Annotated in this window: 17 protein-coding genes and 1 pseudogene; 9 read left to right on the plus strand and 9 right to left on the minus strand. The window is 61.6% G+C overall.

Going from position 1 to position 23209, the window contains the following annotated elements; all coding sequences use genetic code 11:
* The first annotated feature begins 664 nt into the window (after positions 1-664).
* Genes WKW77_RS26300 through WKW77_RS26310 form a run of 3 tightly spaced genes read left to right on the plus strand, consistent with a single transcriptional unit; the run spans position 665 to position 6705 of the window.
* Positions 665-3106: a tellurite resistance TerB family protein gene (locus tag WKW77_RS26300; protein WP_340359844.1), complete on the plus strand. Its 2442-nt coding sequence runs from the start codon at positions 665-667 to the stop codon at positions 3104-3106.
* Entirely contained in the window at positions 3103-4425 is a 1323-nt protein-coding gene (locus WKW77_RS26305) for an ATP-binding protein (RefSeq protein WP_340359845.1), read from the plus strand. Before WKW77_RS26300 ends, WKW77_RS26305 begins: the two co-directional genes overlap by 4 nt.
* Before the next feature lie 6 nt (positions 4426-4431).
* Entirely contained in the window at positions 4432-6705 is a 2274-nt protein-coding gene (locus tag WKW77_RS26310) for a DEAD/DEAH box helicase (protein WP_340359846.1), read from the plus strand.
* Positions 6706-6886: 181 nt separating this feature from the next.
* Here the strand turns inward: WKW77_RS26310 and WKW77_RS26315 are convergent, their stop codons facing one another.
* Positions 6887-8707, minus strand: coding sequence for an ATP-binding protein (locus WKW77_RS26315; protein ID WP_340359847.1), 1821 nt, complete (start codon positions 8705-8707; stop codon positions 6887-6889).
* Positions 8641-9045: a plasmid pRiA4b ORF-3 family protein gene (locus WKW77_RS26320; protein ID WP_340359848.1), complete on the minus strand. Its 405-nt coding sequence runs from the start codon at positions 9043-9045 to the stop codon at positions 8641-8643. The genes WKW77_RS26315 and WKW77_RS26320 overlap by 67 nt, the downstream gene beginning before the upstream one ends.
* Before the next feature lie 249 nt (positions 9046-9294).
* On the opposite strand from WKW77_RS26320, the gene WKW77_RS26325 reads away from it, so the two are divergent.
* Positions 9295-10200: a hypothetical protein gene (locus WKW77_RS26325; protein WP_340359849.1), complete on the plus strand. Its 906-nt coding sequence runs from the start codon at positions 9295-9297 to the stop codon at positions 10198-10200.
* 347 nt (positions 10201-10547) lie between these two features.
* Here the strand turns inward: WKW77_RS26325 and WKW77_RS26330 are convergent, their stop codons facing one another.
* The gene (locus WKW77_RS26330) at positions 10548-10886 is read right to left on the minus strand and encodes a hypothetical protein (protein WP_340359850.1); all 339 of its coding nucleotides are present in this window, start codon (positions 10884-10886) and stop codon (positions 10548-10550) included.
* 320 nt (positions 10887-11206) lie between these two features.
* Between WKW77_RS26330 and WKW77_RS26335 the strand changes: the two genes are divergently transcribed.
* On the plus strand, positions 11207-11629 hold the full coding sequence (locus WKW77_RS26335; protein WP_340359851.1) for a hypothetical protein: 423 nt from the start codon (positions 11207-11209) through the stop codon (positions 11627-11629).
* A gap of 1038 nt (positions 11630-12667) precedes the next feature.
* Here the strand turns inward: WKW77_RS26335 and WKW77_RS26340 are convergent.
* Positions 12668-12965 (minus strand): annotated as a pseudogene (locus tag WKW77_RS26340) (IS66 family transposase); the annotation flags it as partial.
* A gap of 181 nt (positions 12966-13146) precedes the next feature.
* On the opposite strand from WKW77_RS26340, the gene WKW77_RS35165 reads away from it, so the two are divergent.
* The 4 genes from WKW77_RS35165 (at position 13147) to WKW77_RS26355 (ending at position 16609) form a co-directional block, all read left to right on the plus strand.
* Positions 13147-13890 (plus strand): SOS response-associated peptidase, encoded by a 744-nt coding sequence (locus WKW77_RS35165; RefSeq protein WP_340359852.1) that lies wholly within the window; start codon positions 13147-13149, stop codon positions 13888-13890.
* Positions 13857-14066, plus strand: coding sequence for a hypothetical protein (locus WKW77_RS35065; protein ID WP_479694171.1), 210 nt, complete (start codon positions 13857-13859; stop codon positions 14064-14066). Before WKW77_RS35165 ends, WKW77_RS35065 begins: the two co-directional genes overlap by 34 nt.
* Positions 14067-14139: 73 nt before the next feature.
* Positions 14140-15564 (plus strand): M20 family metallopeptidase, encoded by a 1425-nt coding sequence (locus WKW77_RS26350; protein ID WP_340359853.1) that lies wholly within the window; start codon positions 14140-14142, stop codon positions 15562-15564.
* A 61-nt stretch (positions 15565-15625) separates the two neighbouring features.
* Entirely contained in the window at positions 15626-16609 is a 984-nt protein-coding gene (locus WKW77_RS26355) for a Bug family tripartite tricarboxylate transporter substrate binding protein (RefSeq protein ID WP_340359854.1), read from the plus strand.
* 25 nt (positions 16610-16634) lie between these two features.
* Here the strand turns inward: WKW77_RS26355 and WKW77_RS26360 are convergent, their stop codons facing one another.
* The 5 genes from WKW77_RS26360 to WKW77_RS26380 form a co-directional block, all read right to left on the minus strand.
* Positions 16635-17513 (minus strand): LysR family transcriptional regulator, encoded by an 879-nt coding sequence (locus WKW77_RS26360; RefSeq protein ID WP_340359855.1) that lies wholly within the window; start codon positions 17511-17513, stop codon positions 16635-16637.
* A gap of 764 nt (positions 17514-18277) precedes the next feature.
* The gene (locus WKW77_RS26365; RefSeq protein ID WP_340359856.1) at positions 18278-19249 is read right to left on the minus strand and encodes a phosphotransferase; all 972 of its coding nucleotides are present in this window, start codon (positions 19247-19249) and stop codon (positions 18278-18280) included.
* 44 nt (positions 19250-19293) lie between these two features.
* Positions 19294-20070 (minus strand): SDR family NAD(P)-dependent oxidoreductase, encoded by a 777-nt coding sequence (locus WKW77_RS26370; RefSeq protein WP_340359857.1) that lies wholly within the window; start codon positions 20068-20070, stop codon positions 19294-19296.
* Positions 20067-21236 (minus strand): acyl-CoA dehydrogenase family protein, encoded by a 1170-nt coding sequence (locus WKW77_RS26375; RefSeq protein WP_340359858.1) that lies wholly within the window; start codon positions 21234-21236, stop codon positions 20067-20069. Before WKW77_RS26375 ends, WKW77_RS26370 begins: the two co-directional genes overlap by 4 nt.
* Before the next feature lie 111 nt (positions 21237-21347).
* Positions 21348-23141: an acyclic terpene utilization AtuA family protein gene (locus WKW77_RS26380; protein WP_340359859.1), complete on the minus strand. Its 1794-nt coding sequence runs from the start codon at positions 23139-23141 to the stop codon at positions 21348-21350.
* Positions 23142-23209: the final 68 nt, after the last annotated feature.

Genomic DNA, 23209 nt, shown 5'->3' on the forward strand with positions numbered 1-23209 from the left:
TACGATCAGCGTGAAATGCCGGCTACGTTCGTCTGAAACGCCGACTACGCTCGTTTGAAACGGCGGCTACGTTCGCCTGAAATGCCCGGCTACGATGGCCTGAAATACGCATCCCACGATGGAGGCCAAGTTCGCCGAGCTGAAAGATCAGAGCTCCGCCGAGCTCGTATAGCCGACTTTTGCGGGCCGCAACCGGGGCAGATGCTCGCTAAGACGGGGTGCACCAGACCATCAACGGCGCTTGGAACGATGAACGACGTCAATGGCATGCTGGCTTGCTGCTCGACATCACGGTAGTTGGCTGGCCGTCCTCATGGGGCCGCAGAGCCTCAGTACCCATCTCGCAGGCGGCAGTCCTTTTTCCTGTTCCGGGTCTGTTTTTTCGTCACCTTTTTCAAGACAGCCGAGTTTTCCCTGTAACGTGTCATGCGGTACGGAGGAGTTCATGAGCGCTGAAAAGACAGAGGCCCTCAATTTGAGGGTTACGCCCCAGTTCAAGCAGCTGCTGCGCGACGCAGCGGCTGCCAAACACCGCAGTCAGACCAATCTCCTGGAGAAGCTCGTGCGCGATCATTGCGCGAGTTTGGGAGTCGCCGCGCCTGGGACGGGCCTCGCCGGCCCAAGTCCCACACAATGGGCAACTCCCCAAGGGAGCGCCTAGAAGATGGCAGGACGGAAGAAGCCATCCTCCTCATCCACGGGGGCCCTCATCTTCGGTGGCATTGTGCTGATGCTGGCCTTGGTGCCGCTCAAGGCTTGGCTCGCAATCGGCTTTCTGGCTCTCGTAGGCATCGGTTTTTTTGTCTATCAGCGAAATCGCCCCACGAATAGTGCTCCCGAGCGACCCGGCCTGCGAGACCTTGAACCCCTGGAGTTCACAGCCACGTCGCAGACCGCCCCTTCCGGCCCGACTCGCTCGGAATTTCCACGAGGCGCATCCTTCGTGCAGCCGGTTGAGGACGAACTCGTCGAGGTCGTGGCGCCTCGTCACACCTTCGACGCCAGGATTCCCGCCGCGCCGAAGTCCTACGGCCCGGGTACATGGATCCCGGCAGGAACACCGTGCGTTGTCGGCTCGCTCACCATCCCGGGCGGAATGGTCTACGTTGGCACCTCACTGCGAGCAAGTTCCGGTGCCGTCGACCCTTGTCTTATTAATCCAAGTCTTAGCATCGCGAAGCGCGGGAACTACACCACCCGGGACATGGGCTACTGGCCCAGCTACTCGGACATCTCGCCCAACGCGCGTCGCTCATATCTCGAGTGGCTCGCCGACGGGCGGAAGGACCCCGAGGCCGACATCGGATACGTGTTCCTGTTCTTCTATGGTCTCGAGCGGCGCGCCATCCTTGATGCACGCTTGGATGCAGCCGCGCAGGAAGAATGGCCTGTCATCGCGCAGGAGCTGCGCCGCCTCCTCGACGTCTACGGCGAGAAGTCGCACTCGTTCAAGCGCTATGCAAGCGAGCTCCTCAACTGGATGGCCGCCTCCAACTACCCCGCTGACCTCTACAACCACCTCCTACCGGACCTACCGAAGGGATTGGAACTGCCGGTCTATGTGCGCTTGGCACTGGGGCGCGCCGCAGTCGATGACGCCCCCGTCCCTGCCCATCTGGCGCTGGGATGGGCGAAGCTCGACCCGTCGACGTACCTGCGCACTGCCGCGGAACGCTGCGCTCCGGAGTTCGACCGGTTGTTCACCCAGAAATACGCCGAACAGTACGGCGCCGGCATCATTCTGCCGCGCAACCGCACCAAGCTGCACCTCGTCTACCAAGCCGCGTCAGCTGGCTTTCGGGGCATGGACGTCAAGCTCAGCTTCGGAGACACCCCGGACGTGACCGCGCTGACGGGACCAATCCAGAAGGTGAGGGCGCTGGTCGAAGAGACGACCGCTGCCCTCGACTCGTACAGCCGCTTCGTCGGCAGAAATCCCAACGCCCGTTCGGCGTTGGAGGGCCTCCTGCATTTGCCAGCCACGCTGTGGCCGCAGAGCGCCCAGGACGTTTTGTCCGAGCTCAAGCAGCGCATGGGCGACGGCATGCTCGCCATGTCCTTCCAGGAGTTGCTCTCCAAACTCGATGCACAGTCAAAGCTCACTAAGGAAAAGACGCATGCGCTCGCCAGAGCGCTCGAATCGCTCAACATCGGAATCGAGCCCGACGTGCTCGCCGGGGCCAAGCTCCCTAAGCCGGACGAGAAAGTGGTTCTATTCGCCGTCCCTCCGGGCGAGCCGGTGTCCCGTGCGACGCCCGCCTACCAAGCGGCGGCGCTCACGCTCCAACTTGCTTCCGCCGTCGCAACGGTCGATGGTGATTTCAGCGCACGCGAGATGTCGCACCTGCGCCAGCAAGTCCTCTCCTGGACTCACCTCACACCCAATCACATCCGCCGGCTGTTGGCCCACCTGCGGCTTCTCATGGTGACGCCTGCTTCGCTGCCCGCGCTCAAGAAGAAGCTCGAACCACTGGACGCGCACGCGAAGGAGGTTCTCGCCACTTTCATGGCAACGGTGGCCCAGTCTGATGGCGAAATCGCTCCGGCCGAGGTCAGGATGCTCGAGAGCATCTACAAGGCGCTCGGCGTAGACTCGAAAAAGGTGTTCTCCGATGTGCATGCTGTCGCGGCTAATGCGCCATCCCCGACAACGCCTTCGGGCTTCGCACAGCCGGTGCCACCTTCCACCCCGGCAACAGCGCCTGCGAAAGCCGCTGGATTCAAGCTCGACGCCGCCCGAATTGCAGAGTTGCAGCGGGAGAGCCAGGAGGTCTCCGCGCTTCTGGCCAATATTTTCGTGGACGAGGAGGCGGCTGCACCGTCTGTTCCTGTGACCGAGCAGGCTCCAGCCCTAGCTGAGCCATCCGGTGTCGCCGGCCTGATGGGGCTTGACGAGGCGCACAGCGCGCTCGCGCGCCTCCTGCTGCAAAGACCCACGTGGCCTCGTTCGGATCTCGCCGACGCTGCTGCGGACCTCGAACTCATGCTCGAAGGTGCACTGCTATCCATCAACGAAGCCGCTTTCGATGCCTACGACATCTCGTTCACCGAAGGCGATGACCCCATCGAAGTAAACACAGAGATCCTGGAGAAGCTTGAAGCATGACCGCCATCGCTATTCGCCCCAAAGACCGAGACGCCGTCCTGCAGTCCCTGCGTTCGGGTGTCGTGCCGCGTGCAGGCCAGCACCTTATCCAGGTAGGGCGCACCCGTGAAATCAAGACGCTCGATGGCGACATCGACCGAATTGCCGACGGTGGCTCGACATTCCGGCTCGTCATCGGCGAATACGGGGCAGGCAAGACCTTCTTCCTGAATCTCATTCGCTCCATCGCCATGGAGAAGAAGCTGGTCGTCGCGAGCGCAGACCTCAATCCCGACCGACGGCTTCACGCAAGCGGCGGCCAGGCGCGCTCGCTCTATGCCGAACTGATGCGCAATCTCGCAACCCGTACGAAGCCCGAGGGCGGGGCGCTGGCAGGCATCGTGGAAAAGTTCGTTTCGACGAGCAAGGCCGAGGCGAAAGCCTCGGGCGCCACAACTGAGTCGGTCATTCGGCAGAAGCTCGACCACCTCACGGAACTGGTCAACGGCTACGACTTCGCCGATGTCATCGCAGCGTACTACCGGGGCGCGGAGGAGGGCAACGAGCAACTCAAGTCAGACGCCATCCGATGGCTGCGCGGAGAGTTTGGGACCAGGACTGACGCCCGTCAGGCGCTCGGCGTCCGCTCCATCGTCGATGATGCAGCGGTCTACGACCAACTCAAGCTCATGGCGCGCTTTGTGCGGCTCGCGGGGTTCGGTGGTCTCCTGGTCAATCTCGACGAACTGGTGAACCTCTACAAGCTTGCCAACACGCAGGCCCGCAATGCGAACTACGAGCAGTTGTTGCGCATCCTGAACGACTCGCTGCAGGGGAATGCCGTCGGGCTGGGCTTCATCCTCGGCGGCACGCCCGAGTTCCTGCTGGACACCCGACGCGGCCTTTACAGCTATCCGGCGCTACAGAGCCGCCTCACGCAGAACACCTTCGCAACCAATGGCCTGGTGGACTTCAGTGGCCCTGTGGTGCGCCTGGCCGCCCTCGCTCCGGAGGACTTCTATGTTCTCCTGCAGAAGGTGCGACATGTCCAAGCCAGCGGCGACACGTCCAAATACCTGCTGCCGGACCAAGGCATTGCGAGCTTCATGGAGCATTGTTCCAAGCGGATTGGTGACTCGTACTTCCGCACGCCGCGTACGACCATCACGTCCTTTGTCAATCTCCTGGCAGTTCTGGAGCAAAACCCCGCGGCCGCTTGGCAGGATCTGCTCGGCGGCCTGGCTGTGAGTCCGGACACCGAGGGGGCGAAGGACCTCGAAGTCGACGCGGCGGCCGACGACGAGCTCGTGAACTTCCAGATGTCTTCTTCGAAGAGCTGACTTCCAGTGGAGAGCGGCGCCTTTCACCTCCTGGACGAGCGCATCCAGCGCTTCATTTGGGCGGAGGGCTGGGAGAGCCTGCGGGACATCCAGGAGCAGGCCGGGCCGGTCGTGCTCGCCGCCGACAAGGATGTGGTCATCGCGGCCGCCACCGCCTCGGGCAAGACTGAGGCGGCTTTCCTTCCCGCACTGACCCGCCTGTTGCAAGAAGAGGGCAGCATGGGGCTCATCGTTTACGTGAGCCCCCTCAAGGCCCTCATCAACGACCAGTTCGGGCGGCTGGACAAGCTCTGCGAACAGCTGGAGGTGCCGGTCTGGCCCTGGCACGGCGACATCAGCTCCACATCCAAGACAAAGTTCCTATCGAAGCGCTGCGGGGTGCTGCTCATCACGCCCGAGTCGCTCGAGGCCCTGCTCTGCAATCGAGGGACATCCGTCGGCGCGATTTTCGAGCGTGCTGCCTATTTCATCGTCGACGAACTGCACGCGTTCATCGGCTCGGAACGGGGCAAGCAGCTGCAATCGCTTATGCATCGCGTCGAGCACGCCATTGGCCGCAAGGTGCCGCGGATTGGCCTGTCAGCAACCTTGGGCGACATGGGCCTTGCCGCACAGTTCCTCCGCCCGGGTGGCGACGCGGTAGTGCTGCAGTCGTCTGAGGCGGGCAATGGCCTGAGCCTCATCATCAAGGGATTCGAGGAGCCCCTGGTGCGGGGCGCAGGTGAAACCGCGCCAGCGGCAAACCAAGAGGAGCGCGATGGCGGTGTGGTTCTGGCGGAGTCCAGCGGGGCCGATCAACTTGACGAGGCACAGGGGCCTCCTGAGCCGGTCGGCCCGGGTCGCATTGCCGCTCACCTGTTTCGAGTGCTTCGGGGCTCGAACAACCTCATCTTTCCGAACTCCCGCCGAGAGGTGGAGCGCTACACCCATCTGCTCAACACGATGTGCGAGCGCCACCAGGTGCCGGCGGAGTTCTGGCCGCACCACGGCAGCCTGTCCAAGGAGATTCGAATCGAGACGGAAGTCGCGCTGAAGCAGAGGGAGGTGCCCGCGACGGCCATTTGCACGAGCACGCTCGAACTGGGAATCGACATCGGTGCCGTCAAGAGCGTTGCCCAGATCGGTAGCCCGCCCTCAGTGGCAAGCCTGCGGCAGCGCCTGGGTCGCTCAGGGCGCCGAAAGGGCGAGCCGGCCATCCTGCGTGCCTACGTCCAAGAGCAACAGATTGGACCAAAGTCGAACTGGAGCTCCGAACTTCGCCTCGAGACCGTCGAGACCCTGGCGATGGTGGACCTTCTTACGCGAGACTGGTTCGAGCCGCCGCGCGCCGGTGGTGCCCATTTTTCCACGCTGGTTCAGCAGGTGCTCTCGGTCATTGCGCAGCAGGGCGGGGCCTCGGCCACCGAGTTGTACCAACTGCTATGCGCCCCCGCCGCGCCGTTCGGCGGGACTTCAAAGAAAGAGTTCGTTGAACTTGTGCGCCACCTGGGGGAGCGGGAGCTGTTAGTGCAGGACTCCTCCGGCGACCTGCTGCACGGTCGCTTGGGCGAAAAGCTCGTCAACCACTATTCGTTCTACGCTGCTTTTGCGGCCGACGAGGAATTCCGCATCGTGGCTGGGACGAGCACCCTCGGCTCGATGCCCATCAATCAAATGCTTACTGTGGGTCAACGGATTCTGTTTGCGGGCAAGACTTGGAAGGTCGAGAACGTCGACGAAGAACAAAAAACCGTATATGTGCACCGGACAGGCGGCGGGGCACCTCCGCTCTTCGCTGGCGGCGGTGGACGCACGCACACGCGGGTCAGGGAGCGTATGCGCGAGTTTTATGAGGCGCAGGAAGTGCCCTCCTACCTGGACGCGCAGGCCAAGGCATTTCTGGCAGAAGGAAGAGCGGCGTACGGCCGCCGCAAACTGGCTGCGGAGTTCCTCATTGAGCAAGGCCGCCAAGTCCATCTCGTGACCTGGCTGGGCGATGCGCCCAATGAGGCGTTGGCCTGCCTCTTGACCCGACGTGGCTTCGAAGCGACCCCCGGCGGACCGGCTGTGGAGGTGCAGCTGGGCACGCGGCGGATCAGCGATGTCCTCGACGCGCTGGGAGACGCCGCCGTAGACGAGGCACCTCCGCTAGACATGTTGCTGGAGGACGCGAAGAACCTTCAGCGTGAGAAGTGGGACTGGGCGCTGCCGCCGAACCTCCTTCGCCGGACCTACGCGAGTCTTAATCTCGACTTGGATGAGGCGCTGGCTTGGACTCGTCAAGTCAGTCGACGGCAATAGCCCTCGTCATAGCGGCGCAGCGCCACTGCCCAGTGATGCGCTGCGCGGCCTCGGAGAACCAAGCATCGACATGTCGCGACACCAAGGGGCATGCCACTCGCACTGCGAATCCACCGCGATGTGACTCACAAAATACTGCGACTCGGCGTGTGCGACTGCCAACCAGCCGATCGGCCGGTGCCTAAATCATGTTAGCAATCTGCCGAAACCAGCCGGCTACTTCGCCATGAGGATCACGTTCGCTCACTCGGTCGGCCGTCATCAACGGGAACGCCTTCGCAGCCAGCTTCTTCTTCGAACTGCTTGAATTCATTGGCGCGCCGACAGAATTGGCGGCGTGGTAGGCAGCGCTAAAGAGCTCCGGCACTCCTTGTCCGTTCACGGCATGGTCTGCAACGGCGACTTCCACGTCGAATGCGTCCTTAATCGCATCTGAGTGCAGATAGTTCTCGATCTCATACTTTGCCGTCATCTTTGCCCATGAGCCGTCGGCCCGAGCGTTGACGTGCTCAACAGACTGTGCATATTTCTGGACGTCGTTGTCGTAGATATGTACTTCCGGAGTCTTCAATGCCTTGAGGTAGTGCGAAGCGACCCAATGCTGAAGTGTCGAGCCGCCGAGTGGTACGAAGGCAACGGACTTGCTGGTGGAGAGGTCCGGCAAGGTGGGGTCTTTCAGATGCAGAGCACGACTAAGGCACTTAAAAGCCTCAACATCAGTCGGTCCCTCCACGCAGAACAGAACTTTGACCCTGCTGTCGGCGACCACACCGAGCGTCTCTGCAACTTTCTCAAAGACATCCACGCCGGATTGAATGCTTGGCTTTCCGGCGGCGTCCCGAGTCACAAAGCGTATACCGTCGGTCGGCAGGTCGGCGGCAAAACCCGGGCTATGTGAAGTCAAGATGACCTGATAGCCGCTTTCCCCAGCCAGCGCCTTGAAGGAATCAATCAAGATCTTCTGATTGTTGGGGTGCTGAGCGGTTTCAGGCTCCTCGATCGCATAGATGATGCTGCGCTTCTTGCCCGTTGCTAGTCTTCGTTCCGCGGCCGCTTTGAAGAAGCTCACCAAAATCAATCGTCGAATACCACTTCCTCTTTTGTTGAGAGGAATGCCGTCATCAGTGTCCATGTTTACAGCAAACAGTCCCGTCCACTTCGCCGTGGACGGGGGACTAAATTGCGGCGTCAGTTCTTTCGCAAGATTTGGATCGATAGTTTTTAGAGCCTCATGCGTCCCGCGTGCAATTTCTTCGGCCTTCTCCTTGACTTTCTGTTGAATCGCATCAATCTCGTCCTGCACCTCGGCAATGGCGGCAGCTACGGCTGCCTTCATTGGCGTTTGAACTTCACCATCCGAATCACGGCTGCTCCGGTCGCTTTGAAACAGAGCGAACATGGGTAGATAGCTGTCGAGCTGCTCCCAGATTCGCTTGCCGTCTTCCTTCGCCTTGGTGAGTGGGATCGAGATCTCATTGATCTTCAGATCATCCACGGCGTTCCACAGTGCTCGCCGCATTCCAGGGTTACCCTTCAGAGGCACGTCTAGTCCTTTGGCCTTGACGAGCTTCTGGAGTTCCGACTCCTTCATCTCAATCAAGCCCGTGACGCCATCGGCCGTTGGGTGACGTGCAATCACGCAAACTTCTAAGCTTGGAGCTTTTGCCTTGCAATCGAAGACCTTCTGGATCCTGAGGGTTCCAGTCTGGGTCAACAGGTACTCATCCGCCAGCGTAGTCTCCGCCCCGGCATCGAGCGTCAATGAGGCGGGCAGTTCCGAGAACTCGCAAGTGATCGTTACCTTGGTGTCACCGCTATAGACATTGGCGTCCCCCTGCTCAATCTTGACCGTCTCATTGTTGAAGAAGATCTCCATCGCTTCAAGGACGGTTGACTTGCCGATGTCATTTTTTCCGATGAAGGTTGTCAAGTCATCTATCGGGATTGTGATCTCATCGCTATAGCACCGAAAGTTTTTGATTGAGATGGATACGAGCCGCACGAAAACTCCTCATTTTCTTGTTGGTGCGGTAAGCATACCTTCCATTCTTGGGCGAAATCGGCAAGGGCCGACCAAAGTGGAGGCTGCACGGCGATCTCGGGCGTGTCGGTGTAGAAGAACACGCCGCCCTCCTGATGGACACCGTACTCGCGACCGCGAATCTCGAAGCGATGAAGGTGCATGTCCTGCCAGCCGAACGCGACCTGCAGAACCTGGTGAAGCCGCGCGACACTGGTATCGCCACGCACCAGAAGGCGCCGCCAGATCAGCGGGCTGATGCCGCGCAGGACGGCGCACAGCTGCAGGACCTCCCGTCCAGAAGATGCCCCGGGTTTCATTCCTGAAGCTTTCTTTGCTGCATTGCACACCCCAGGAAATGGATGGACTCCTACGTCGGCATGCAGCCGAAGGGGCCGGCTTCCAGGTCCGCGGGCCGGCCCACCAGGCCGATACAACCCACAGGTCTACGAGAGGCGCACTTCCGTGATGTCCTCCACAGGCGCGGGCGCCCAGGTGACGAGCGGCGCTCGCTCGCGTCATATAGTGCGCCGCAACACAACAACACCTGAGGGTAAAAGATGAGGGCATTGGGTACCGCGGTTCTGTTCGCGAGCTTGTTTCTGGTTGGGTGCGATGGCAGCGACGTCAAGGCGGCGAAATCGCTGAAGACTCCCAACAAGAACTACACCCTGGGCGAAATGCTCGACATGAGAAAGTTCTGTGACGTCGAGTGGTCCACCTCGACGAACGACCGCGGCGACAAGCTCGTTCAGATGAGCTGCAAGTGGAAGCTCAAGGGCGACGACATCCAAACCGCCAAAGCCAATCTGCGTCAACGAATTCTTGAGCTTCAAGGCACGAAGCGATCTGAGCTTTTGATCATCAGCCCCAAGAGCGACTCCGAAGTGCAGGCGGCACAACGATTTCTCAAGCTGCACAAAGACGACATTGACCGGCTAGCGGACAAAGTCACCCGGCTTGAGGCCAGCGCTCCCGACCCAAGCCAGGGACAACAACGGGTCACTTCTTACCAGTTGGAGCTAGAGGCGGTGCAGGGCGCTCTAGAGAGAGAGCGCGCTGCCATCCCCAAGCTGGAGGAGCAGGTGGAGTTTGAGAAGACCCAGCTTGTCATTGCCGCTCAGGCGCCAGAGCTTCTCAAGCCGATGCTGGACGAGGCGGGGAAGGTGGACCTTGCCGCGATGGAAAAGGAGCTTGAGAGCCCCACCTTTGAGCAGCGGCTGACCTACATGGTGGATGGCGATCGGGTCAGCCGAGAAACCCTGCAGTGGTTCTTCAACGGGAAACGGTTCACGCCGGACTGGAGGATGGGGCTCTTCAGTGGCACCGAGCTCGATTCGCCCAAGAGCGACAAGGTCACCCCGGAATGGAACAAGTACTGGGCAGCCAATGTGCCGTTCAACCTGGCTGCTTTGGGCGCGGTCGATCCCCGTTGCGCGCTCAAGCGCAAGGAGTGCCGCTCCGCAGCCTCGTAGCCGAAGACATCTGCGCGTCCGAGGCGGATTCAAGCCCGACATCGCGGCGCTGCGCCTCGCCGCCGGCTTCAGGAACATCGTTGCGCCGGCCGAAATCTCGTACCACCTCTGAATGACGGTGGGATCCGTGTGTTGCCGGGAAGGTCCGTGCGGAAGATGTGAAGCCGGTGGTCGGATCGGCCGCCGAGGAATTGGAGGACTGGCTCAAGGCCAGAAGAAGTTCGGCGACCTGGGCGTGACGAAGCTCAAGCGCCTGAAGATGCTCGAGGACGAGAACGCGCGGCTGAAATCGCCCGATCCGACACGAGGTTCGTCGTTCGGAGATATCTGGCGGTGGATCAACTGCCTCATCGATCAAGGAACAACAGCGAAGCAGAGGTTGGCTCCTTTCCCTTCGGAACTTCATTCGCCTTGATGCGTTTGCGGAACACGCCAAGCGATGCCGGACGGAACCTCAGCGAGGCGTAAATCGCTCGCAGGTCCACGCCCACGGCCTCGCAGTACCGAAGCCACCAGCGTTGCGGTGCTGCGTGCAGCAGGGCCAGCATCGAAGTGAAGCTGCGCAGTGTCGACTCCGTCGACTGCTCGCCGATCCAGGCCGCCCGGTTCCAGGCCTCGATCAGGTCCTCAGATAGCGTGACGTCGGTTCGTGGGAAGTCTGCGGCGGTCTGATTCGGTACAGGCATGGCCGCGGCAGACTACGCGCAATTCCTGCCTGCCGCAATGCAGAGGGCGGTGATGACGACCTTCGTCACCAGCGTGCTCTGTACAGGTCGCATGCTTTACGTGGACGCGCCATCGCAAGGGTTCTCGATAGGAGTCCAGACCGATGCAGCCACCTCATCTCTGATAGCCATAACGAAGGTAGGGGGCCGGCTTCAAGCCGCGGCCGATGATCTCCGGTGGCATCAACAGTCTGAAGGACGACAGATGCGGTCGCGGGCCCTAACAATGGCGCGAGCAATGGGATCCCGTCTGCCTCGGCCTTACAGTAGAAGGAGGAAAGATGAGCGGTAAGTCTCTCCGCGTCAAGGCCGTCGCGCGCGCCCAGCGCGTCCATCGAATCGACAAGCCGCTGGTGATCGACACGGCGCGTGCGGTCGACCCGGCGACGGGCCTTGAACTTCATCGCTACCGGATCGTCAGCGCGGACGACGCCAATGACGCCGTCACGACGCTACTACTGGATGCGCGGGGCGCCGCGCAGGAGAACAGCGACGAGGCGCTGCTCCTGTTCCCGGCCGCCTCGTCGAGAGTGCTGATGGGCGGCAACGGGTCGGCGCCGGGGCCCCTGTACATCGGCATCCTGGAGATCACCAGCACGAAGGAGTCGCGCGTCACCGCTGTCTACACGGCATCGGAGGGCAACGACGGATCGCCGGCGGCGATGGTGCGGGCAACAACACGACGGGTAGTACTATTCCAATGATATACCGCTCTTCAACCAACAATGACAGTTATGTAAAACGCCGTCGCGTGCACTAGCGCTACTGTTCAAGACCAATACAGTCGTAAACGAGCCAATAAGGTCGTAAACACGCTAATAGAGTCGTAAACGATTCCAGAAGGCACGAGGGCTAGTTCCATCGACGTGCTCACTTCTTGTAGCCGGCTCTTTGATGGCCCAGGGGATATCGCGAAAGGCCGGATCAGACCGTCGAGGTATCTAGCTGCCTGCGTCCTGTTCTAGGTAAATAAATGCGCAAACAACCTATTAAATGCGCAAACAGCTCAATAAATGCGCAAACACGGGGCAAGAAGAGAGCACTTGCCTCGGCAGGTTGCAGGTTGGTTGAATGACGATAAGACGGTTCGTAGAGCTCGCGCTCATGAGTCTGGTGGCGTACTTGCCTCCCTCACAAGCGGGAACGAACAGGTGCTATGGAGCGAGCCCTATACCCAAGAAAATCAACGGCGCGTGAGGCATCGATGACCGCGCTCGCTGCACCGCCGACTTTGCGAGACGGCATCCTTCTGCGGCACCTGAGGTCGTCGAATGACATCGAAGATTTCGAGGTCCAGGGCGCGGAGAGCAAGGACCTCGTCCAAGGCAGCCGATGTGCTTGCTAGCCGTGGGGCGGGCAAGAAATGTATCGTCGCCGCCACGAGAGGGGATGTTGCGCACCCAACCGATCCGCTTCGGACGCGCGAGGGCGTGCGTGCGAACGTGGACTGTCTAACACGTCTCGTACCAAGGGCTTTCGTATGTGATGAGAACGCAGAACATGCTGGGCGAGCCAAAGCTGACCTATCTACCCGACGAGACGGTGTTCAGCCTGATCGGCAGGCAACATAGGCTCTGGGGATTCTCGAGTAACCGAAAGCGGGTCACCAACTCCTCGAACACCGACTGCGGATCCAGATTCTCCTCGGGCTGGTCGATGATGAGCGGCCGGTCGTCCTCCGCATCGATCGAGAGGTACAGCAGCAGCAAGACAATGCCTTGCGTGCCTGGCGATAGTTGCTCGATCTCGACGCCGTCGTACTGCAGGCTGTAGGCCTTGCAGCCGCTGAAGTCATCGGTGACGAGCTTGCCCTGCCACCCCGGCTTGGCACTGGTTGCGCTCAGCTTGAGGAACTCACGCACGTGCTGTCCACCTCGACTGTCGGCGAAGTCGAACACGACGCCCTGGACCGGGGTTGAACTGCGTCGTGCAGTAGCTCCACAGGTAGGCCCGGTGCGTCTTGCCGGCGCCGGGTTTGAGCATCGCCACAGGGGTCTCGTCGGCATGCAGCGCGTCGTGTCGCAGGAGCTCCGCTGCCAGGCGCTGACTTCCAGAGGGCGATGGCGGCCGACGGCTTGTCGGTCCATGGCTCATCGTCTGCGCAGATCTACCTGAAGTCCCGGCTCGATACGCGCAGTTCCTCGGCCGTGCGAATCCCCAGCTCGGCCATCCGCCGACCGCCCGAGCGGGAGTTGGGCGATGAGGCCGTGCCCACTTCGAGGTGGTCGAAGGGCACTTCGGGTTGCTGCCGGGTTTCGCCAAGGACGCCAAGTTGGGCTTGAAGACGTACAACGCCCGCAGCGAGACGGTCCGCGAGTTGGCGAGCTTCAAGGGCGCCTGGGCCAAGCCGCGCCACTGCATCGTGCCCTGCAAAGCGATCTACGAGCCGGACTGGCGCGCGGGCAAGTTCATCCCAACCCGGTTCACGGCAGCCAACGACGAGACGTTGGGAGTGGCCGGCCTGTGGTTACCCTGGAAGAACCCGGAAACCGCCGAGTGGGAGCTGAGCTTCACGATGCTCACGATCAATGCGGACGAGCACCCGCTCTTCAAGCTGATGCACAGGCCCGGCCTGAAACGCCCACCGGACAAGCAGGACAAGCGGATGGTCGCAATCCTGCCGGAGGCGCAGTACGGCGAGTGGCTCGATGCGCCCCCGGAACGCTCGATGGATTTCCTGCTGCAGTTCCTACCGAGCGACTTGCGATGGTGGCCGAGCCTGCGCCGCCAAAGGGGCCCAAGCCGCCCAGGTGACGGGGGAATCAGGGCGGGGAAGGGCCGCTCGTCCCCCACGGGCCGGGGCCGTGTCATCGCGCGACAGTTGGAGGCGCTGAGATGGCTCCAGGAACTTGTCGCGCAGGACCCTCGACCGCGCGATCGCGTCGGGGCTGGCTCAATCCCCGGCTCGCGGGGCACCTCGAGCGCGCAAAGTTGGTCACGCTGTTCGATCTGGGGGAGCGCCTGACGGCACCGGCGCGCTGGTGGGTTCAGGTGGCCGGCGTGGAGGAGGGCAAGGCACGAACGGCTTCGGCTTGGCTTTGTCGATGTCTTCGGCTGTTTTCGACCACCACGATGCCCCCAATTGAGGGATGCGGCGCACTCATGGCATTAGGACTTCAAATGCATTGGCCAGCAACTTAGCGGATACCTAGACTTCTTTCCTGAGAGCCATCCCATTCCAAGGGGCAGGCAGCAAACAGCAAAGGGGTCACGCTTGAAATCTGAAGTCATCGATCAGTTCGTCGAGAGCCACGGCGAGCAATACGCCGCGATTTCCGACACTATCTGGCGCTACGCGGAGTTGGGGTACCAGGAGCGCGACTCCTCCCGCATTCATATCGACAACCTGAAGGTGAGCGGATTTTCGGTCCGTGAAGGGGTGGCCGGCATTCCCACGGCGTTCATTGCCGAAGCCGGCAGCGGCGGTCCGGTGATCGGCATCCTCGGTGAATTCGATGCGCTCTCGGGCCTGAGCCAGAGCAGCATGGCCGTGAGCTGTATGCCGTCGGTTGAGATCGCCAACGGCAACGGGCACGGATGCGGTCACCATCTGCTTGGCGTGAGCGCGCACCTGGCCGCCGTCACCGTGAAAAACCTGCTGGAATCGTACGGCTTGCCTGGGACGGTCCGCTTTTATGGCTGTCCCGCAGAAGAAGGCGGGTGGGGCAAGAGCTTCATGGCTCGAGAAGGGGTCTTTGACGATCTGGACGCAGCGCTGACCTGGCATCCTTGGACAGTGAACGCAATCTGGAACAAGCACACTTTGGCTGTGAAGCAGGCCTACTTCCGCTTCAGCGGCATCTCGGCCCACGCCGGCTATTCGCCGCATCTCGGCCGAAGCGCTCTGGATGCAGTCGAGCTGATGAACGTGGGGAGCAACTATCTTCGCGAACACATCATCCCGTCGGCGCGCGTTCACTACGCGGTGACCAACGCCGGCGGAGTCGCCCCCAACGTGGTTCAGCCGAAGGCGGAGGTGCTCTACATGATCCGTGCGCCGCGTAACAGCGACGTGAATGAAGTCTTCGAAAGGGTCTGCAACGTGGCCCGTGGGGCGGCGTTGATGACCAGCTGCGAGCTGGAGATCAAGGTGCACTCCGCCTGCTCGAACCTCGTTTTCAACGACGTGCTGAACAGGACGATGCAGACAAACCTGGAACGCTTCAGTGGGACGGCCTACCGCGAAGAAGAACTCGCTTTCGCTGCATCTATGCACAGGACGGTGAGGGCTGAGGAACTGGAGGTGGCAGGTCGCGACCTCCTGAGCGTCTGGAAAGATCCGAAGCCGCTGTTTGACGGCGTCGTGCCCCTTAGTGGCGAGCGCGGCCAGATCCACGGGTCCACTGATGTGGGCGATGTCAGCTGGATCACGCCGACAGCGCAATGCTTCACGGCTTGCTTCGCGTACGGTACCTCGGCCCATTCCTGGCAGTGGGTGGCGCAGGGCAAGAGTTCGATTGCCCACAAAGGCATGCTGATTGCGGCGAAGACCATCGCCGGCACGGCCATGGATCTCATGGTCAATCCGAATTTGCTGAAGGAAGCCAGGCGCGAGCTCGAGCGTCAGCGGGGCGGCAAGCCCTATGTCTGTCCGATTCCAGCGAACGTCGAGCCGCCGCTTGCCGCTTTAGTCGCATGAGCGCCGGACGCCCGTCATGTCCGTCGCCTTACATGCACACCACCGTTCCAAGGAGGACCAATTGAAGCTCAGCAAATTTCTTACAGGTTTGCTCGTCATCGGCAGCGTCGTAGCGATGGGCGTGGCCCGAGCCCAGGTTTATCCAAGCAAGCCCATCACCATGGTCGTGCCCTACCCAGCAGGCGGGCCGTCCGACTTTCTCGCCCGCAAGCTGCAGCCGGATGCCGCGGCGAAACTCGGCCAGACGCTGATCATCGAAAACATAGGTGGCGCCGGTGGCGCGATCGGACTGGGCAAGGTCGTAAGTGCGCCGGCAGACGGTCATATGCTAGCGCTTGCCAGCCCGATGGAACTGGTGTTGGCCCCGCTGGCTATCAAAGGGGTCAGGTACACGCCTGAAGATTTCAAGCTGGTGGCTCAAGTTCAAATGACCAGCACGGTCTTGGCTGTGCGCAGTTCGCTGAATGTGAAGACCGTGGAGGAATTGCTTGCCATGGCGCGCAAGAATCCCGGAAAGCCGCTGAGCTACGGCAGCGTGGGTCCTGGATCCCTTTACCACTTGATCGGCGAGAAATTTTCGCAGTTGGCGAAGATCGAGATGCTGCACGTCCCATACAAGGGTATCGCTCCCCTGCTGACGGACCTGATGGGAGGCCAGATCGACATGGCCTTTCTGCCCTTGAGCGGCTCAATCCCCCAAACCCTCGTAGATGGAAAGGTCCAGGGCCTCGCCGTGACCTCCAGGGCACCACACCCTCTGTTCCCCCAGTTCCCTTCCATGACGATGATGAAAGGGCTGGAGCCTATGGAGTTCGACATTTGGGCTGGCGTGCAGGTTCACAAGAACACGCCCGATTCTGTTGTCAATACAATGAACAAGGCCATCTATCTGGCGGCCGAGAATCCGGAAGTTCGGAAGGCACTCGAAGGCACTGGCAACGTAGTCCTGCCCTCGCGTACCCCTGCGGAACTGGCCCGTACTTACCAAAGCGAAATCGAGCGCTATCGCGCAATCGCCAAGTCCATCGGCCTGCAGCCCCAGTAGGGGATCCGAAGGAGAGTACAAGGCCTCAGTCGTGCAGCAGTTGCTCCACCAGCCTTCGCACGACATCCAGCGCCGTTGCTTCGGAACGCCTGGCGAGCGTGACGATGCCGAAGCTCCCACCCGTTTCAAGGGCAGGCGCCAGCGGCAGCTCCGCCAGGTCAGGGGCCGCCGCGCGGACCGCCAGCAACAGGACGTCGCTGTCCCTGGCAACCTCTATGAGGCTTTGAACGTCGTCGCAGCGCAGAGTGATGCAGTCGTCCAGGTGCGCCGTTGGGCCGTAGTGCTCGATGAGCTGGCGGCCAGCTTCTTCGCTCCATGAAGTCGACGCCATCACGTATTGGCGCAGGGCCGCGAAAGGTAGGGCGCCGCCCCGTTGGGTGAGCGGATGGTCAGGGCGGCACATGAAGGCGGCGCGCATGTGGACGAGCCCAGTCACCTTCAGGTCGGGCGCCGCCGGCATCGTCCGAGGGTCGAGGACCAAGGCGTCTAGCGCGCGGTCGCGCAGCGCGCGCAGGAGCCGGTCTGGCGATCCACGCGCAATCTCGACGTGAATGGCAGGGTGGCGAGTGGCCATCGTCTTGAGAAGGGGCACCGTCAGGACGGCGGCCGGGCTCGCGCCCATGCCCAAGCGAATGACGCCCGCTCGCCCGGTCTCCCGGCCGCTCGCCATCAGTTCCTCCGCGTCAAACACGAGCGCGCGCGCTCGCTGTAGCACCTCGTGACCGTACGGCGTCAACTCACTGCGCTGCCCCACCCGGTCGAACAACTTCTGCCCCAGCTCGTCTTCGAGCGCGCGAATGCTGCGGCTGAAGGCTGGTTGAGTGAGGTGTACGAGCTCCGAGGAACGAGTGAAAGAACCGGTCGCTGCCAGTGAGATGAAATGTCGCAGCTGCACGAGCGTCATAGTGTGACCTGCGTAGGATTCATGGACGTGGGACCGGAATGCATTAGACATTATTGGTCCAGCTTTCCCGAGTAGGCTGCCACCCACGCCACCGAACGGGAGCCATTTCTTGGATCGACTTGGAACCCGTCTGACAAGCAAGCGTGAGCCTTGTCCAGGCCCGCAATCGATCCCGAGCCCTTGCGGCGCGCGCGTTCGATGACTTGGCTCTTCTAGGGCACGCATAGGCGAGAACTCCGCTGATCAGGGCGGAAGCAACTTGCGGTGATACCTGGTAGCTTACGAACGTGGTTTGGCTCCCAGCCTACTGGTTGATCAACTAGGTAGCCGACCGGTGCGCTGCCGCGGAAACTCCCGAAATTTAGCTTCCCGGGAGCCGTTATGGCTGCAGCGAGCAGCGACTGCAGGCTCTTGAGTGGGGACCCATGCCCGATCACAACGACATACAAGAGTCCCGACGTCCAGCGGAAATCCTTGACGGGTAGGGCATCGCCTTGAACAGCACAGGGTTCTGCGCCATGGAAGAGCTGCGCCCAATGAAGATCTTGTAGCCATCGGGCTGGGGCCGTCTTCGGCGCCGCGACGCCGATGAAGCCACCCGGCCTGTTCTCGACGACTACCGACTGTGCTTGATGATGCACGATCCCGGCCATGGCAGGAAGGCTGGTTGTCAACGCCGATTTAAATCTGACCTCGGTTCTGTCTACGCGGCAACCGGCACGCGCTGTGAATCGACGTAGTCGGATCTCACTTGCGCAGGCTGCTCAATTTGTGACGTATCGCATGGCGCACGCCCACCCGAGTTCGGCCAACGGCCCGGCCTTGCGCCCGGTCTCAACCGCATCGGCGCTGTTCGCATTGCCCGCGGCGGCGCGCTGCGAAATTCCGTGCAAGATGCTGGCCATTCGAAACAGATTGAATGCCAAGTAGAACTCCCAGTGCCTGAAGGGATCCCGGCCAGTGCGCGACGCATAGCGAGTAAGGTATTCCTGCTCGCTCGGGATTCCCAGTGCTTGCAGGTCCAAGCCGCCCACGCCACGCCACAGCTTCGGATCGATGCGCCAACTCATTCCGTGATAGGCGAAGTCGGCGAGGGGATGGCCCAGCGTCGAGAGTTCCCAGTCAAGTACGCCGATGATCCTCGGCTCCGTGTTGTGCAGGATCACATTGTCCAGTCGGTAGTCGCCGTGGATGAGCGTGGTCTCGTCGTCATCCGCGGGAAGGTGCGCGGACAGCCAATCCATCAAGCGCCGTAGGGCATCGGGCACGGGAACGGTGGACTCCAGGATCTGGCGACTCCAACGGGCGATCTGGCGCCCGAAGTAGTTTCCTGGCTTGCCGAATCCTTCCATCCCCACCGAGCGATAGTCAAGTGCGTGCAGCGCTGCGATAACCCGGTTCAGGTCGTCATAGACGGCAGCGCGATCCGCCAACGCCATGCCTGGCAACGACTGATCCACTAGCACCCGTCCCTCAAGAAACTCCATCAAGTAGAACGGCGTGCCGAGCAGCGACGCGTCTTCGCAATAAGCGAGCATGCGGGGCACGGGGACGTCGGTCCCCTGCAATGCCTGCATGACCCGGTACTCACGGTCGATGGCGTGGGCAGATGCGACCAGCGTCCCCGGCGGCTTCCTGCGCAGCACGAACCGCTGCGGGCCGTCGTCGACGATAAAGGTCGGGTTGGACTGACCACCTGACAGTCGCGTCAGGTGCACCTCGTCAGCGCTGGACAATCCTTTCTCACGCAGGTAGCCCGCTACGTGAGTGCCAGCATTTGTCACAGCGAGCTCACCATGTGACCACCGTCGACGACAAGGACTGAGCCGGACATGGCACGGCCGGCATCGGACGCCAACAGAAGCATGGGACCGTTCAGGTCGTCCAGCGCGCTGAAGCGACGGCTCGGAATACGCGCCTTGAGCTTTTGGCCAGCTTCGCTGGTCAAAAATTCGTCGTTCAATTCCGTCGCGACGTAACCCGGCGCCAGCGCGTTGACCCTTATGCCGTGCCGCGCGAGCTCCAGCGCCATGGCCTTCGTCGATTGAAGTACCCCGGCCTTGGATACCGCGTAGGGCGCAACCCCGCCGGCCACCCGTTCACCCAGGATCGACCCGACGTTGACAATACAACCTCGCTTTTTCGCGGCCACCATGCGGCGAGCCGCCTCCGTTCCGACCAGCCAACTTCCGCGGAGGTTGGTGTCGAGCACGGCATCCCAGTCTTCGGGACTCTGCTGAAGCAGTGGCTTCGTCAGCGTGACGCCAGCGTTGCTGACCACCACGTCCGGCGTACCCCACTCGCACAAAGCGTCGAAGCATCGAGTCACACTGGCTGCATCTGTGACGTCCAGCGGGTACGCGCGCGCCAAGCCCCCGGCGGCGCCGATACGCGCCACCAGCTCCTCCAGTCTTTCAACACGGCGGGCGGCGAGCGCGACGCGGGCGCCGCACCGGGCAAGCAGTTCGGCGAAGTGCGCACCCAACCCGCCCGAAGCGCCGGTAACCAGCGCTAGCTGACCCTCCAGGCGGAAGGTATCGATTGGATTTCCCGTCATTGAATCGCTCCGGACCTCTGCACAATCTTCCGCGCCATGCTCCAGCGGTGGACCTCGCTCGGACCATCGTAGATTCGGAAGGCGCGCATATCGCAAAAAATGCGCATCACAACGGATTCGCCAGTCACACCGCGCCCGCCCAGAATCTGCACACAGCGGTCCACGACCCGCCACTGCGCTTCTGAACACACGACTTTGGATCGGCTGGATTCGAAATTGCCCTTCTGACCTTGGTCCAGCAGCCACGCGGTGTGCCATATGTGCAGGCGCGCTGTCATCAGGTCCATGTCATTGTCTGCAAGGGAGAAGCCGACTCCTTCATGCTCGGCAAGGGGCTTTCCAAACGCCTGTCGAGTACGGGCATAGGCCACCGCCTCATCGTGGGCACGTCTCGCTTGCCCCAACCATCGCATGCAATGGGTGAGCCGTGCCGGAGCGAGACGGACTTGCGCGTACCGAAAGCCCTTCCCAATCTCGCCGAGGACATCCGTTGCAGGCACGCGCAGATCATCGAAACTCAGCACTCCGTGGCCGCCAGAGAAGCAGCGGTCCATCGCATGCATCGTGCGGAGATAGCGCACGCCGGGCCGGTCCATATCCGACAGAAACATCGTTGCCGTTCCGTCTTCCATTCGCGCCATGATGATTACGTAGTGCGCGCCATCGGCTCCCGTGGTGAGCCATTTGGTGCCGTTGATGAGGTAACTATCCCCATCGCGTACCGCAGTGGTCTCCAGCATGCCAGGGTCCGAACCCGCACCATCAGGTTCTGTCATCGCGAAGCACGAGCGCGTCCTGCCTTCAACTTGCGGCCGTAGCCAGCGCTCTTTCTGGGCTGAACTCGCCACTTCGCCCATCAAGTGGATGTTGCCTTCATCGGGAGCGTGGATGTTCAGCGCCGTGGGGCCGAGCGCCGAATAGCCAGCCTCTTCAAAGACGACGGCCTTCGCCATGTGCGACAGCCCTAGGCCGCCCATCTCTGTCGGAGCGTGCGGTGTGAGCAATCCCGCCGACCGGGCGCGGCGAACGAGTTCGGCCCGCAGCGCCTCGGAAGGGCCGTGCTCGTTAGGCAATTGCTCGCGCTCCAAAGGAATCACCTCTTCGGCAATGAACTCTCTGGTGCGTGCTTGAAGCGAAAGGAGTTGTGGTGACAGGGTGAAGTCCATAGTCAGTTCGCCTTCATCAATGGTTCGAACTCGGGCGCCGCCGCCCGATGCTGAGTGCTGCTGCAAGGGTGCAACACGCGCGGCCGTGCCGACGCGTGTGCGACTGCTCCCTTAGCCTTGCCACAAATGCGGATGGGACTTCAAAGCGGTTGGCACGTCGATTTCGAGATCAAGTAGGATCTCAGCGAATGCCTTGCCGAGAGAGTCGCTTCGAAGGGACGCGGTGCCGCCGCCCGCCAAGCTGTCGTGGAGCATGAAATTGACCGCGTGGATGCCGGGCACGTCGTAACGTTCTACCCTGCCGTTGACCAGGTGGGACAAGTAGTTCGCCACCGCATCGATGGTGACAACGTGGCGCAGCAGCGGATAGAAATCCGGACTCCGGGCGATCACGGCTAAGTGAGAGATATCGGCTTTGTCGCCGCTGCGCGCCACAGCGAGGGACCGAAGCGTCATGCGGACCGTGGACTGCGCCACATTGGCAAACTCCGGGGTTTGGCTTGCGGCCGGAGCTTGCCACGACGCCGGAGGTGAGGGCGCAATGCGGCTGCTCTCCTGATCCACACTTGCACTGACTTCCACCGAGCGCTTCGGCACCAGAAAGGAAAACAGACGATAGACCGGGGTGGGCTTCGGCCGCCCGCTGAACCCTGTCGTACCAGGGGTTCCCGAGGTCCCAAAGGGCGCAAGCTCGCGACCGAATATTTGAAGGGCCGCCTCATCACGATGCCGGACGGCGATTCGCAAGACAACTTCCCGAGACTGAAGCTGACGCGCATTCAACCCAAAGGTGGCTTCCTCCGTCCCTAGCAGCTCGATGTTGGTTTCCGAATAGTCGCCAAGGCCGTCTTGAGTCATGAGGGCGCGAGTTCGATTCAGGATGGCGTTTCCTATGAGCCTTGCCTTGCCGGCCGCACCGCGACCGATCATGGTGAGGGTGGCCGTGGCACGGTAGCCATCCAAGTATGTTGCGCTCACTTTGTACGTGTCGGTCGGCGGGCGCCCACGCAAGCCGGCGAGTCGCACGCGATTCGGTCCGCACTGCTTAAGGGTCACGTGGCGCAGGTCGACAGTAACATCAGGCAAAAGGTAGTTGGCTGGGTCGCCCACTTCATACAGCAGTTGTTCGGCGACCACCAGTGGCGTGATCAGCCCGCCGGTCCCCTCAGGTTTCGTGATGTCGAAGACACCGTCAGGGTTGCATTCAACGATAGGAAACCCGAGCTCCTCTCGCCCGGGAACCTGCTCCCAATCGGTGAAGAGGCCGCCGGTCGTTTGAGTGCCACATTCAAGGATATGGCCAACCATGCTCCCTGCAGCGAGCCGATCGTAGTCATCAGGCGCCCAGCCGAACTCGTGGATCAATGGCCCCAGCGCCAACGCGCTGTCAGCGCAGCGGCCGGTGATCACCACATCCGCTCCCATCTCGAGTGCCTTGGCGATCGGGAATGCGCCGAGGTAGGCGTTCATGCTCGTCACCTGCGCCGGAATCGGCTGACCGGTGAACATCTCCACGGTCCCGGCGGCTCGGAGTTCGGCGGCACGCGCCATCAAGTCATCGCCTTCAACCACACCGATCTTGAGAGGTACCTCAAGGTTCGCGGCGAGCGCCCGTAAGGCTTCCGCACAACCTTGCGGGTTCATCCCACCTGCGTTTACAACGATGCGGATCCCGCGGCGCACTACCTCCCGCAGCACGGGCTTCAGTGACAAAGACACGAAGTCCGTGGCGAATCCTGCCGACGCGTTGCGATCCTTCTGCTTGGCCAGAATAGCCATGGTCAGTTCCGCAAGGTAGTCAGACATGATGTAGTCGACGTCGCTGCGCAGGACTAGCTGTTCCAGAGCGGCTACGCTGTCACCCCAGAACCCGCCGGCCCCACCGATGCGGATGGTCTCTTTCATACTGGTTTCTCCGATGTGGGCCACGTGGCCCGGTTTTTCGTCTTCCGACCAGCTCGCGGGCGTCCGAT

This window comes from Variovorax ureilyticus (assembly GCF_037889935.1).
Lineage (GTDB): Bacteria > Pseudomonadota > Gammaproteobacteria > Burkholderiales > Burkholderiaceae_C > Variovorax > Variovorax ureilyticus.